Annotated in this window: 12 protein-coding genes and 1 tRNA gene; 10 read left to right on the plus strand and 3 right to left on the minus strand. The window is 61.8% G+C overall.

Annotated features, from left to right (window positions below; all coding sequences use genetic code 11):
- Positions 1–39 precede the first annotated feature (39 nt).
- The 3 genes from NW857_RS04825 to NW857_RS04835 all read left to right on the plus strand — a co-directional run bounded on the left by NW857_RS04825 (position 40) and on the right by NW857_RS04835 (position 3,177).
- The gene (locus NW857_RS04825; protein ID WP_414333624.1) at positions 40–999 is read left to right on the plus strand and encodes a YgfZ/GcvT domain-containing protein; all 960 of its coding nucleotides are present in this window, start codon (positions 40–42) and stop codon (positions 997–999) included.
- A 537-nt stretch (positions 1,000–1,536) separates the two neighbouring features.
- Positions 1,537–1,950, plus strand: a complete 414-nt coding sequence (locus NW857_RS04830; protein WP_414333622.1) for a PH domain-containing protein — start codon at positions 1,537–1,539, stop codon at positions 1,948–1,950.
- Between the two features lie 18 nt (positions 1,951–1,968).
- On the plus strand, positions 1,969–3,177 hold the full coding sequence (locus NW857_RS04835; RefSeq protein ID WP_414333620.1) for a glycosyltransferase: 1,209 nt from the start codon (positions 1,969–1,971) through the stop codon (positions 3,175–3,177).
- Here the strand turns inward: NW857_RS04835 and NW857_RS04840 are convergent.
- Positions 3,174–4,769, minus strand: a complete 1,596-nt coding sequence (locus NW857_RS04840; RefSeq protein WP_414337705.1) for a hypothetical protein — start codon at positions 4,767–4,769, stop codon at positions 3,174–3,176. The genes NW857_RS04835 and NW857_RS04840 overlap by 4 nt on opposite strands.
- Positions 4,770–4,935: 166 nt before the next feature.
- On the opposite strand from NW857_RS04840, the gene NW857_RS04845 reads away from it, so the two are divergent.
- Entirely contained in the window at positions 4,936–5,352 is a 417-nt protein-coding gene (locus NW857_RS04845) for a hypothetical protein (RefSeq protein WP_414333616.1), read from the plus strand.
- Between the two features lie 42 nt (positions 5,353–5,394).
- Here NW857_RS04845 and panB read toward each other — a convergent pair whose 3' ends face one another.
- Positions 5,395–6,180 (minus strand): 3-methyl-2-oxobutanoate hydroxymethyltransferase, encoded by a 786-nt coding sequence (panB, locus tag NW857_RS04850; protein WP_414333614.1) that lies wholly within the window; start codon positions 6,178–6,180, stop codon positions 5,395–5,397.
- A gap of 120 nt (positions 6,181–6,300) precedes the next feature.
- On the opposite strand from panB, the gene NW857_RS04855 reads away from it, so the two are divergent.
- Together NW857_RS04855 and NW857_RS04860 are read left to right on the plus strand one after the other, a co-directional pair.
- Positions 6,301–6,387: transfer RNA gene (locus NW857_RS04855), tRNA-Ser, on the plus strand.
- Between the two features lie 227 nt (positions 6,388–6,614).
- Positions 6,615–7,364 (plus strand): phycocyanobilin:ferredoxin oxidoreductase, encoded by a 750-nt coding sequence (locus tag NW857_RS04860; RefSeq protein ID WP_414368123.1) that lies wholly within the window; start codon positions 6,615–6,617, stop codon positions 7,362–7,364.
- Between the two features lie 31 nt (positions 7,365–7,395).
- Here the strand turns inward: NW857_RS04860 and NW857_RS04865 are convergent, their stop codons facing one another.
- Complete coding sequence (locus NW857_RS04865) at positions 7,396–8,190, minus strand: hypothetical protein (protein WP_414333611.1); 795 nt, start codon at positions 8,188–8,190, stop codon at positions 7,396–7,398.
- Positions 8,191–8,648: 458 nt separating this feature from the next.
- On the opposite strand from NW857_RS04865, the gene prmA reads away from it, so the two are divergent.
- The 4 genes from prmA (at position 8,649) to NW857_RS04885 (ending at position 13,212) form a co-directional block, all read left to right on the plus strand.
- Positions 8,649–9,584, plus strand: a complete 936-nt coding sequence (gene prmA / locus NW857_RS04870) for a 50S ribosomal protein L11 methyltransferase (protein ID WP_414337713.1) — start codon at positions 8,649–8,651, stop codon at positions 9,582–9,584.
- Entirely contained in the window at positions 9,557–10,357 is an 801-nt protein-coding gene (locus tag NW857_RS04875) for a 16S rRNA (uracil(1498)-N(3))-methyltransferase (protein ID WP_414333607.1), read from the plus strand. Before prmA ends, NW857_RS04875 begins: the two co-directional genes overlap by 28 nt.
- A gap of 95 nt (positions 10,358–10,452) precedes the next feature.
- Positions 10,453–11,712 (plus strand): histidine--tRNA ligase, encoded by a 1,260-nt coding sequence (hisS, locus tag NW857_RS04880; protein WP_414333605.1) that lies wholly within the window; start codon positions 10,453–10,455, stop codon positions 11,710–11,712.
- A 6-nt stretch (positions 11,713–11,718) separates the two neighbouring features.
- Entirely contained in the window at positions 11,719–13,212 is a 1,494-nt protein-coding gene (locus NW857_RS04885) for a hypothetical protein (RefSeq protein WP_414333603.1), read from the plus strand.
- Positions 13,213–13,349 lie beyond the last annotated feature (137 nt).

Here is a 13,349-nt window from a genome sequence, read left to right on the forward strand (position 1 = left end):
GGTAGGAAAGAAAGCCAAATCCTATCTTTGGGGTGAGCGATGTCTGTCACACGGACGGGATCCCTGCTGTTGGATCGCTCTGACTGGGGCCGCCTGCGCCTGCAAGGATCCCCGGGCTTGGATTATTTGCACAGCCAGAGCACGCAAGATCTGAAAGCCCTTAAGCCCGGCCAAGGGGCGGATACGGTTTTCGTGACCTCCACCGCCGGCATTCTGGATTTGGCAACGGTGTACGTGGAAGAAGCAGACTGCTGGATCTGGACTTCACCCCAGCGGCGCAGCCTGCTGATGCAGAATTTGGGGCGTCTGTTGCCCTTTGTGCGGGGGGCAAAGTTGGAAGATGAGACCGACCAGACCTTTGGCTTTGGGTTAATCGGCCCGCAGAGCCAGGCCCTCTTGGAGCAGGTGGTGGGCCCAGAAGGGATCCCAACCAGACCTTATGAGCACCGCCGCGTGGAGATCCAAGGGATCCCTGTCCATCTGGCTTGTGGCACGGGCCTTGCCCAGCCGGGATTTACCCTCTGGGGGGCTAGCGAACACAAAGCTGCCCTTGCCGAGCGCCTGCTCCAAGCCGGAGCGGAGCTGGCCCCACCTGAACTTTGGGAAGTCCTGCGCCTGGAGGCCGGTCGCCCCGCCGCCGACCGAGAACTCACCCCCGACTACAACCCCTTGGAAGCTGGTCTGTGGCACGCCATTTCCCTCTCCAAAGGGTGCTACATCGGCCAGGAAGTCTTGGCCAAGCAAGTGACCTACAAACGCATCCGCCAAACTCTGTGGGGGATCCGCGTCCAAGGAGAAGTCCTGCCCGGCACAGCGATTTTGCGGCAGGGGGAAAAGATTGGGCTGCTGACCAGTGCCGGCCCCGCTGCAGCGGGATCCCTGGGATTGGGATATGTGCGCACCAAGTTCGAGCCTGCCGAAGGCTTGCCAGTGGAAGTAGGCCCTGTGCCAGGGATCCTCACCCGCCTGCCCTTTCTGAGCTTTCCGCCTGTTGTTTAACCTTCGAGGAGTTCAGCGGGGAGCTCCAAGTCCCGTGCTCTGCCCAAACGGTGAACGTCGAGATACCTGGACTCTGGCATTCCCCCTGGCACGCTAGGCCAACAAAGGGGTTGAGCCAGACTACATAGTCATTCAAATAGCAATGAAACCTTTCTCTACGTCGTTACTGCCGCGCAACGCTGTCGCGAACGCGCAGCTCCCCTCTCCCTCTGGGAGAGGGGCTGGGGGTGAGGGGCCGTTGGTTTACCAACTGCGGGGCTACCCAAAGCCCGCACTCATGCTGACGCCTAGAGTGCGGGTAGTTTACTTGCTTCCCCTGCTCGCCAACCCGGCGGGCGGCGGCTCGAATGGTGGGATTGGGCGGGTTGGGAAGTGCCCCGGGACAGCTAAGGGAAACTCCATCGTTGGCAATGGCCGGAAAAGCCCAACAGGGATGTGGGAAAGCCGGCGCCGTACCGCTTGCAGTCGGTGACGGGAGAATGTCACGATTGTTTTTAGGATCGTTCGGGTTGACGCGGGGCAGCAAGTGAGCTGGACATGGCTATAAAAGAAGAGGTTTTTTTTGAGGGTGGCCCTCACAGTGGCGATTTGGTGTTGAACTCCTTCATCGGGGCCACGCTGGTCGGCCTGCCTTTGTTTGTGGGAGCACTGGTGCGCAAGCTCTGGGTACACTACCGGATTACCAGTCGCCGCATCACGGTGATCGGCGGCTGGGGCGGCAAGGAGCGCTCTGACGTGATCTACAGCGAGATCGCCAAGGTGGTCATCGTGCCACGGGGCTTGGGCGTCTGGGGAGATATGGTGCTCACCCTCAAGGATGGCAGCCGCTTGGAGATGCGGGCCCTGCCTCGCTTCCGCGAAATTTACAACTATATCAACGAGCGGATCGACGAAAAAGCCAAGCAGGTGAGCGGCCCGATTGGCCAAAAACGCCGTCTTGTCAAGTCCTGACCGTGCCTATCCCTTCCCGTGGCCGTCGTCCCCACTCTCCCAAGCCGGGATCCTGCCTGGCCTGAGCGCCTGGCGCTGGTGCACGAGTACCTGATCTGGCCAGGAGGATCGGAAAAGGTTTTGCAGGAGCTGCTGACCTTTGCTCCGCAGGCACCTCTGTACGTCAGCCTTTTTTCGGCTCACACTTTGCCGCCGACTTGGCAGAAGCTGTCGATTCACACTTCTTTTCTGCAGGGCTGGGCCAGGTGGCTGGGGGTGCTGCGCCGCAACTACCATGGTCGCCTCAAGTATCTGCTGCCCTGGATGCCCTTGGCCTACGAGAGCTTCGATTTCTCCGCCTATGACTGTGTGATCTCCAGCAGCCATGCCTTTGCCAAAGGGATCCTGACAGGGGCCTCAACGCTGCACCTGAGCTACATCCACAGCCCCACCCGCTATCTCTGGGAAAACCGGGAACTCTACCTGGAACGGGCGGGGATGCGGGCCCTACGTCCTACTTATGCGATCAGCCAATGGCTTTTGCACCGCTTGCGCCAGTGGGATTTTGTGGCGGCCCAACGGCCAGATCTGTTGATCGCCAACTCGCAGCACATCCGCCGCCGCATCGCCAAGCTCTACCGCCGCGAGGCGGTCGTTATCTATCCGCCGGTGCCGCTGCAGGGGTTCGAGCCGGTGGCGGATCCCAGAGCCGACTACGACCTGGTGGCGGGGCGGTTGGTGCCCTACAAACGGGTGGATCTGGCCATTGCGGCCTGTGAACGGCTGGGCCGCCGCCTGCTGATCGTGGGGGAAGGGCCGGAGCTGCCGCGACTTCAGCAACTGGCAGGGCCACGAGTCGAGTTTTTACCCCACCAGCCCCAAGACCGTCTGCAGGAGCTGCTGGCCCACTGCCGGGTGCTGCTGTTCCCGTGGGAGGAAGATTTTGGCCTGGTGCCGGTGGAGGCACAAGCCTGTGGCCGCCCCGTGGTCGCTCTCGACCGAGGCGGCACCCGCGAGACCGTCGTCCACGGCCAAACTGGGATCCTCGTTCCCGAGGCTAGCGTGGAAGCGTTGGTGGAAGGGCTGCGCCAGGCAGATCGTCGGGAATGGGATCCGCAACAGATTCGCGCCCACGCCCTGCAATTTGCCCCGCAGCGATTCCATGCCCAACTGGGATCCCTGCTGCGCTGGGCCTGGCCCCGTTTTCAGGCGGGAGAGCCGCTGCATCCCCGAGAATGGAGCGCTTAGTAGAGCCGCCGCTGCACAAAAGCCGGCAACTCGATGCGGCTGCGACTACCCCCTTCTCCCCCGGCCCGTGCAGAGGCCAAGGCGGAGCGTCTTAGGAGCTTTTCCGCCCGATCCTGCCGTTCCTCGAGGGTCAGAGTCGGGATCCCGCCGGCGGGCGTTCTCCCAGTTGTGGGGCGGACGGTGGTTGGGGAGGGAGCAGGCTGCTCAGGCGCCCGTTCCTGGTCGGGCCAGCGGTGCGCAGCACCAACCGGACGGCCAGACCTGGCCTCGACAGCCGCAGGTTGAGAGGGAGCCGACTGCCGCAGGGCGGCCAGTTGCTCCTCCAGCTCCTGGTTACGCTGCAGCAATAGGGCCACCTCTTTTTCCTGAGTTTGCGCGTAGGCGTGGGCCTGCACACACTCGGTTTTCAAAGCCATCACCTGCTGCTGCAACTTCTCGATCTGTTTTTGGCTGACCAGATGGTGGGCCTCGGCCAGTTCCCGCCCTCGCCGGAGTTCCTCCAGGGTTTCTCGGGTGGGTCGCTGGTCCAGCTCTTGCATAAGCTGATCCCGCTCGGCCCGCAGGGCGTCGAGCTCACGGGTGAGAGCCCGCACCTGCTCTTCTAGGGTTAGGATCCGCTGGGCCTGCAGAGGCTCTACCTCGCCGCTGGGATCCACCGGGGCTGCTGCCGAGGGTGGCTCTTGGCGCAAGGCCTGGAGTTCTGCTTCCAGCCTGGCAATTTGCTGGGCCTGCTCCGCCTGCCGCTGCTGGCTCTGCTGTAACTCTTCCAGGAGAGTGGCCCGCTCCGCTTTGGCAAAAGAGGCTTGTTGGCGCAGGTGCTCCAGCTCCGCTTGCAGGCGCGCCCACTGCTCCGGGGTAGGGCGTTCCTCCAACTGGCAAATCTGCTGCCGGGCCGTGGCCAGCTCGGCCTCGAGGTGGGCTTTTTCGCCCTCCAGATGGGTTTGCAGACGTTGCCACTCCGCTTCGGCCTGGCGGTGGGCAGCTTCCAGCTCCGTCCGCAGGGTTTCCAATTCCTGGGCAGAAGGCCGACCGGCCAGCTCCTGGATTTGCGCCTGCAACTGCGCCTTTTCCTCTTCCAGCTCTTGTACACGGAGCTGCAATTGGGCTTGTAAAAGCTGCACCTGCGGCAACTTGACGGCGTATTCCGCCAATTGGCCGGCCTGCTGTTTCAGCTCTAGGAGCTCCTGCTGCAGTTGGTAAAAGCGGGCCGGATCGACGCGCCGCTGCAATTCTGTCTTGAGGGTTTCGATTTCCGTCTGGCTGGTTTGCAACTGCTGCTGCAGAATGTGGTAGTGCTCCAGCGTTGGACGGCGCTCCATTTCCCACAGGAGATTCTGCAGTTCTTCGATGTGCTGTTGCTGCAGTTGAAAAGCCTCTAGGGTAGGACGTTGTGCCAGCCGCTCTCGCTCTTCTTGACACGCCTGCAAAGCTTGATCCCGCTCTTGAATCTGGGCCTGCGCTTCCAGCAGTTGACGTTCCAAGCGATGGGTACACTCAATCTGCTGCAACGACAGCGCCTCCGATTCTGCCAGGGATCGCTCCAGGCTGCGCACCCGCGCCCGCAAAGCCTTTAGCTCCTCTTCCCCTTCCATGACCACTGCTCGACAGGTTATGGGCCTTACTGTAGCAGATGGCCTGGGCGAAAATCCAGCTTGGCACTATATGTGGCGTAAATTTTTAGCTTTTTCCAAAACTGACGCTAAGCCTGTTGCCGCCGCTTCTATACTGGGGAGATGAGTTTTCGGGCTGAACCTTGTGATGAAGCTGGGATCCAAACCTTGGCTACTGCTGCTGGGTTTGCTGGGGACAACCCTGGCTAGTTGCGGTGCCGACGCGATCACCGCCAACACTCCTCTGCCACCTCTGATTACCAGCAGCGACATTCCGTCTGTAGTCAGCCGGGGCGGTTTTTTGGAGCTGGGGGTTTCCGTGTCGGTGCCGGGTCGGATCCCGGCGGAGCTGGCGTTTCAGGTGTCCTGGTCGGGGATCGAGGTTCAGACGCTATCGGCAGCCCAAGTCAATTGTGTGTCTGGAGAGGTGTCCTGTACAACCCGCTTCCGCATTCGCCCCCCCCTGAGCTTGACGCCCGGCTCCTACCTGCTCAGTTTGCGGGTCTTCGACCGGTTGGGGCAAAGTGCTGTGGTGAGCGGGACGGTGCTGGTGAGGGATCCCTGACAGAGGCTGCCAGCGGCCGCCCCAAGTTTGCAGGGGATCTCTTCAGGGGGGGGGAAACGCTTTGTTGTGGACATCCTCGGCGAACGCTTCCACTGCTTCTTGGATCGCCTGCCTCAAGTTGGCATAAGCCTTGGCAAAAGGTGGGATCCGCTCGCTCAGCCCCAGCAGGTCGTGGGTGACCAGAATCTGGCCGTCGCAGGCTGGCCCGGCCCCAATACCCAGGGTCGGGATCCCCACCTGGGCCGAGATTTGGGCAGCCAATTCCGCCGGCATGTGTTCCAGAACCAGGGCAAAGGCTCCGGCTTGCTCCAGGCTGAGGGCTTCCTGCCGCAGGCGCTCGGCCTCTGGAGTGGTTTTGCCCTGCTGGCGATAGCCCCCCAGTTGATGTTTGGCCTGCGGGGTGAGGCCGATATGGCCCAAAACTGGGATCCCTCGCTGTACGAGAAAGGCCACCGTTTCCACCATGTCGGGGTAGCCCCCCTCCAGCTTGACCCCGTTTACCCCTGCCTCCTTCATCAGCCGCCCTGCCGAGAGGAGAGCTTGTTCTTTGTGGACTTGATAGGTCAAAAAGGGCAAGTCGGCCACCAAAAAGGCCCGTTCCACCCCGCGACGCACCGCCTGGGCGTGGTGGATCATCTGTTCCAGGGTCAGGGGCAGAGTGCTGGTATACCCCAAGTTGGTCATGGCCAGGCTGTCGCCCACCAAGATCAAGTCGATGCCGGCCTGATCCAAAATCCGAGCCGTGGCGTAGTCGGCAGCCGTAAGGGCCACCAAGGGTTGGCCCGCCTGTTTGGCCTGGCGAAAGTGGTGAATGGATAGAGCAACCATATCCTCATGATCTCATCTGGGCTCCGCCGGTGCGGAGCACTTTCCCATCAACTGCATCCTGCGGGGGATTTGAGCAGGATATCCGGTTTGCCGCTAAGATGGTAAAGCCCTATGCAGACTGGAAGGGTGACAGAGTGGTTGATTGTGACGCTCTCGAAAAGCGTTGTGACTGCAAGGTCACCGTGGGTTCGAATCCCACCCCTTCCGTCTTCGAGCAATCCAATGGCGCTCAACGCTGCCAACGCCTGGTAGGGTCAGCACCCGGCCCTCTCAACCTCCGCCAAAGCCCCCGGCAGCCCTGGACTGGCTGGGATCCCTTGCTTTGTTAAGTCCCACCTCAGCTTACTGAAACCTGGGTTTCAGGAAGGCACCTTTGGGGATTGGCCCGGCGGGGCTTCCGAGGACTTGTCGCTTAACCGGTCTTCTTGGCTCCCATGTTCACCGCCCCTGCTCTGCAAACCCAACTGCACCCCCTTATCCGGCGTCTCTGCGAGGCGATCCTAGAGATCTGGGGATCCCACCTCACCTTGGCTCCCTATGCCCTGCCGGAGGATCTGGGCTATGTGGAGGGCCGCCTAGAGGGGGAGAAATTGCAGATCGAAAACCGCTGCTACCAAGGGGATCCCTTTCGCAAGCTGCACCTGGAGCTGGCCCAGGCCGGGCAAAGCCTGGATATTCTCCACTGCGTCATGTTTCCGCAGCCGCAGTACCCGCTGCCGCTGTTTGGCTGTGATATTGTGGCCGGCCGCGGCCAGGTGAGCGCCGCCATCGTCGATCTCTCGCCGGTCACCCCCACTTTGCCGGATCCCTATGTCCAAGAGCTGGAAGCTTTGGGAGCTCATCTCGCCCCTTTTCAAGAGCGACGCCAGTTGCCGCCGTGGGGGACGATTTTTTCCCCTTACTGTCTGTTTATCCGGCCCGGCGATGAGGCGGAAGCCGACCGCTTTTTGGATTTCGCCTGCCGTTATCTGGAAATCCACTGCCGGCTGGCGCAACAGCTCCCCCCGCAGACGGATCCCGCACAGATCCTGGCCCACTACCAAGGGCAGCAGCGCTACTGCAGCCAGCAACAGCAAAACGACCGCACCCGCCGCGTTCTAGAAAAAGCTTTTGGCCCCGCCTGGGCCGAGCGCTACATGAGCACCGTCCTTTTTGACTTGCCCCCCAGTCCTATGCCCATCTAGTGCCGTTCGCGCTACTCGAACGGAGTCCTTTCTAGACGGGATCCCCTTGCAGCCGCTGCCGGATGCTCAACGCCAATTTTTGCCCTAGGAACTCTGGCATGGTTGGAGTTGCATCCGGCCCCAGCAAGTAGAAAATGAAGCGCGCCCGTTTGCGGCGGAGCATCAGATTGAGGTTAACCACAGTCAAGTCCTCCTGCGCTAGAGCGGTCATCACCCGGTAAAACACGCCCGGCTGGTTGTCCACATCCACCAACAGCGTGGGCAGATGAAACACTGGGTCAAAATAAAAAGAAACCTGGGTGTCTTTCAAGCCGGCCTTGAGATCAAACTCCAGCGCCAAAGTTTCATGAACGGGAAACACCCCTGCCAAGCACTCGTGAATAGCCCGTTCTAGGTTGAGCTTGGTTTGGGCAGAAAGGCTGTGGCCATCGCGGGAGACGGTGACGCGGATAAACACCAAGTGCGGTGAGTAGATCTGCCCGTAAAGGTGAATGCCATGCACCGCAAGATTGAAAGCGGTGAGCACCCCAAACAGGTCGCTGAGCAGAGAAGGTCGGTTGCGATAGGCCAGACAAACCACCGTCTTGCCGCGCTCGTCCTGCATCTGTACCACGGCCTTGCGGGTTTGGTAGAGGGCATAGGCCAAGCGCAGATTTTGGGCCTGCACCTCGCTGCTGACAAACTGGCTATAAAAAGGCGGAAAGCTCTGGTTGAAGCGCTGCATGAGAGCCGTTCGCGTCAGCGGGACGGAGTCCTTGTGAGTGCTGACTTTGAGCGGCTGGGGATCCTCATGGGCAGCCCTTTCCCCTCTGGCAAGAGGAGCCACCTTCGGCTGCTGCGCTGACTGCTCGGTTGACATCGGCCTTGCCACCTGCATTGCTCCTTCTCCATCGTTCCTCAACACGCCCTAACCCAACCCCATCTATCCGTAAAATCACTGGGGCTCGAAGTGAACGTCAACGCTGTACCCAATTCTTGTTCAATACTTTTTGATTTAATCTATCTCATAAGGCTGAGCTGGACATCCAAGGAACCGCTGAGGGCCATCCCCCAATTGGGGGGAGTTGATCCCTGCGTCGCTGCTGAGCCAACAGCGTGCGCCTTCAAATCCCAGATTAACCAGGAACAATGGGGCAGGCTCTTAAAGCCTAAACGATGAATTGAGGGGAGGGCTCCAATTTCTGATGTAGAGTGCTGTATTAAGTGCTAGCCTGCTGGCGACTTGGATCACTATTCTGTTAGCCAACATTTCGGTTTTCCTTAGGTTTGTTGAAGGGATCCCTAGTGAGCACGACCGTTGCCAACCTCAGCCCGCTCTCGCCTGCCCAAGGGCCGGATCCGGCTGGGGCCTGGTGGGATCTCAACATCATTGCTGCCCCTGCCCAGGAGGATCAGATCTTTTGGCGGCTGGAGAGCTTTGGCTGTCAGGGCATGGCCAGCCAGGCCTACGGCGAAGATCGAATCAGCATTCACGCCTATTTGCCCTGGTTCCGCGCCACGCTTCTGGATTTGGCGGCTCTGGCGCTGCGCCTGCGGCAAGACGCCCTTGTTGCCGGCCAGCCCCTTCCCAAACTGCGCTGGGAACGCATAGAGGCAGAGGATTGGAGCAACAGTTGGAAGCAGCACTGGCAGCCCGAACCGGTCGGGGACAAGCTGCTCATCTGTCCGGCCTGGCTGGATCCACCCCCCCACCCCGGTCGTCTCTTGCTGCGGCTGGATCCGGGCATGGCCTTTGGCACGGGCACGCACCCCACCACCCAGCTCTGTCTGGAGTCTTTGGAGATGCGCCTGGAGAGCGGGGATCCCCTGGCGGTGACGGTGGCCGATGTAGGCTGTGGCTCGGGCATTTTGTCGGTGGCGGCGGCTCTTTTGGGGGCAAAGCGGGTGTTTGCGGTGGACATCGACCCGCTGGCGGTGCAGGCCACGCTCCAGAACCGGGATCTCAACGGCCTGACGGATCGCATTGTGGTGGCTCAAGGCAGCCTGGAGCATATTCCCGAGGTGGTGGACGGGCTGGTGTGCAACATCTTGACGGACGTGATCTTGGATATGATCCCGGAGTTTGGCCTGGTGGTGAAAAAGGGGGGATGGCTGATCCTCAGCGGTATCCTCATCGAGCAGGCCAAGTTGGTGGCGGAGATGTTGGAGGCCAATGAATGGGTGGTGGCAGCCCTCTGGCGACGGGGGGAGTGGTGCTGTCTGAACGCACGCACGACCTGAGTTCCCTGCCCCGCCTGGCCATCGACCCGGCGCAGCGGGATCCCGCTGGTGGGCTGCATTTGACCGGCCCGCAGCGGCACTACCTACAGCGGGTGCGCCGCCTCAAGCCGGGGGATCCGTTCTTGGTGTTGGATGGCTCCGGCAAGCTGTGGCTGGCCCATTGGCAGCCGCAGGGATCCCAAATTGCGGGCGAGGTGGAGACGCTGCCGCGGGAGTTGCCCGTTTACCTGCATCTGGGCTTGGCGGTGGTCAAGGGGCCGGGGTTTGATGAGGTGTTTCGCCAGGTCACCGAGCTGGGGGCAGCACGCATTACCCCCCTGCTGACGGAGCGCACCGTGGTGGAGCCGGGATCTGGCCGGCGGGAACGCTGGCAGAAAATTGTGCAGGAGGCCGCCGAACAATGTGAGCGGCTGCGCTGGCCCCAGGTTGATCCCCCGACCCCTTGGACAAGTTGGCTGGCCGAGCTCAGGGCCGACTGGTGGGGTATAGCCGTCGCTCGAGAGAACGTCCCCCTGCTGGTGCAAGCCCTGCCGAAGCTGGGGATGCCGCAGAAGGAGCTCGTCCTGGCTATGGCCATCGGCCCAGAGGGGGGCTGGACAGTTGCCGAACGTCGGCAGGCCGAGGAACATGGGGGAGTACCGGTCTCTCTCGGCCCCACCATTTTGCGGGCCACCACCGCCGCTGTTGTTGCCGCCAGCCAAATTGCTACCCCCTACTTGGGCTGGGATCTGCTTCCGCTCCTCGAACGGCATCCTCGCTCTGGGCGAGCTTAGCCTGTCTTGTTAGCAGTGCGGAGCGCTGTCGTCGATAATTGATGGATGGATAACAACAATCGCCATTGGCGCGGCTCCAAAAAGGGAGAGCAGGCATGGAGATGATCCAGGCGGTGCGGGGCACCCGCGATATCCTGCCGCCGGAGGTGAGGCTGTGGCAGCGCGTGGAGGCCAGCGCCCGCGAGATCTTGGGGCGGGCCAACTACCAGGAGATCCGCACCCCGATTCTGGAGCTGACGGAACTCTTTGCCCGTAGCATTGGCAGCGCCACCGACGTGGTGGGCAAGGAGATGTTTTCCTTTAGCACCCGCGGCGAGCAGGAGGTGAGCCTGCGCCCCGAAAACACCGCCGGCGTGGTGCGGGCCTACATCCAACACGGGTTGCAGGTGGCGGGCGATGTGCAGCGCCTCTGGTACTGTGGGCCCATGTTTCGCTACGAGCGTCCCCAGGCAGGGCGGCAGCGTCAGTTCCACCAGTTGGGGGTGGAGCTGCTGGGCAGCCGCGATCCCCGCGCCGATGCTGAGGTCATCGCCTTGGCCTGGGATCTGCTGCGGGCGGTGGGGGCGGAGAACCTCACCTTGCAGCTCAACTCCCTTGGGGATCTGCAGGATCGGCGGGCCTACCGCCAAGCCTTGGTGGACTACCTCACCCCCCTGAAGGAGGAGCTGGATCCCGACTCGCAGGAGCGCCTTGGCCGCAACCCGCTGCGCATCCTGGATAGCAAGGATCCCCGCACCCGTGCCATTGCCGAGAGGGCCCCCAAGCTGCCGGATTACCTCAGCGCCGACTCGCGGGCCTTCTTTGAGCAAGTGCAGGCCCATCTCCAAGCCCTAGACATCCCCTTTGAGCTGGATCCCTACCTGGTGCGCGGCTTGGACTACTACACCCACACCGCCTTTGAGATCATCTCGCCGGAGCTGGGATCCCAGAGCACCGTCTGCGGGGGCGGTCGCTACGACGGCCTGGTGGAAGAGCTGGGCGGCCCTCCCACCCCGGCAGTGGGCTGGGCCATTGGCCTGGAGCGGCTGGTGTTGCTGTTGCAAAAGAAGCAGCCAGAGGGGGTGGTAAGGCCGCTGGACATCTACGTGATCTCCCGCGGAGCCAAAGCCGAGGCTCAATCCCTTCAAATTGCCCAAGCCCTGCGCCAGGCCGGTTTTTGCACCGAGCTGGATCTCAGCGGCAGCGCCTTCAGCAAGCAGTTCAAACGGGCCAGCCGCGGCGGCGCCACTTGGGCTGTTGTGCTGGGAGATGCAGAAGCTGGGGCCGGAGAAGTGCAGCTCAAGCACTTGCCCACGGGGCAGCAGCAAACCCTCTTGCAAGCTGACCTGGTGAAGTATTTGGCGTCCCAGAGGTGATGAGCGATGTTGAGTTTTTGGGTGCGGCGCAACGGCCAAGAAGAGTGGCAGCCGGTACCAGCCGAGGGGGCCGTTCTAGAAGAGGACACCTACACCATCGTTGCCCGTTCCCCCCAGCCCCACTTCACCATTACGGTGGAAGTCCGACAGAATCCAGGATCCACTGCTGCCACTCCTGCGCAAATCCAAACCCGTTCAGTGCGCACCAACGAGGAAGGGATCGGCATCATTTTGCCGGCCACCCACCTCACCCCTGGCTTTTGGGAATTGCACTGTCGCGATGCCGATTTGATCGCCGAGCTGTTCGGTGAGACAGAGCTGAACAACTGCCTGCGTTTCCAGGTTGTGCCCGTCTCGGCTCAGCCGGAACCCGCAGCACCTTTGGCGGCCCAGCCAACGGGGCCCGAACCCTCTGCCCAGACCAAAGCGGCTGCCGTCCCACCAGAGCTGTTTTCCCTGATGCACAGCGAATTGGAGGGATCCCCCGATGAGGTGCTGGTGTTGACGGGGCGGATCGGCTGCAGCGGCGAGCTACGGGTACGGGTTTGGCAAGAAGGGGGAGAGAACCCAATTTTCCAAGGGCAACGGCTGATCCAATTTCCGGCAGAAGCTCGGACGGCGGTGTTCAGCATCCCCATCACTCTGCCGAGCCACGCTTGGCTCCAGCCTTTGCAGGGAGAACTGCGCCTCACCCCTTCCTCGTGGGGGGATCCCAACCGGCAACCCTTGACCATTCCTTTTTCCATCCGCTGCCGAAGCCAAGGTGGAGAGCTGCCTGCCTCCTCTTCGGGGATCCCACAGTTGCGGGAAGCCTCCCCCCAAGCTGCAAGCAGCAGTCCCGCCCCGACGCCAACCTTGCTGTCTCCGGAACGCACCCTGCAAAAGTTGTTGCGCATCTGGCAGCACAGCGCCCCAGAAGAAGACTCCACCCTGCGACGGGAGCGCGAGACCCCCTCTCCCGAGGACGATCCCCTGCAATCTGCTCAACCTCTGTCTGTTCGCGACCCTTGGACGGAGTCCCCAGCGGAGACGGCAGAGTTGCCTCCCTCACCTGCCCAAGCTGAGCCACCCTGCCTAGAGTCCGTCCTGCCAACGCAGGCACGGGCTGGGATCCCGGAGGGCTCTGGTCGCGTAAGCGGAACGGAGTCCTCAAACTCGCTTTGTCCCACTCCTCAACTGGTGGTGCCGGAGCAACTCCGAGCCGGAGACAACTTCGATGTGGTGTTGCGCTTGCCCCCCATGGCCGACCCTGCCGGATCGCCCCATCAAGCTCCTTTTTGGATCAAGTTTTGGGTGAAGCATGGCCGCACCCGCTCTTTGGTGGATGGGCCCCGTTGGTTGCTGGACTTCTCCCGCGACGACCAAGGGCAGTGGCAAGCCCTCACCCGCCTGACGATCCCTCCTGGCGTCCCCGAGCTGATCTTCGAGGCTTGGGCCGTCAGCCCGGATCGCCAGCAGCAGAGCGACCGCGTGACGGAGCGCCGCTCCATCTTGCCCTAGGTCGGGGTGATCTTGTGGCTTAACGTAAGGTGCGGAATTCCCCACCGTCTATACGGTGGGGATGGATAGCACCCTCTGACTGATTCTGGATGTATTGCTTCACAATTTCTAGGGAGCAAATCATGCCAAAGCCTAGC

The sequence above is a fragment of the Synechococcus sp. H55.9 genome (genome assembly GCF_047462355.1).
Classification (GTDB): Bacteria; Cyanobacteriota; Cyanobacteriia; order Thermostichales; family Thermostichaceae; genus Thermostichus.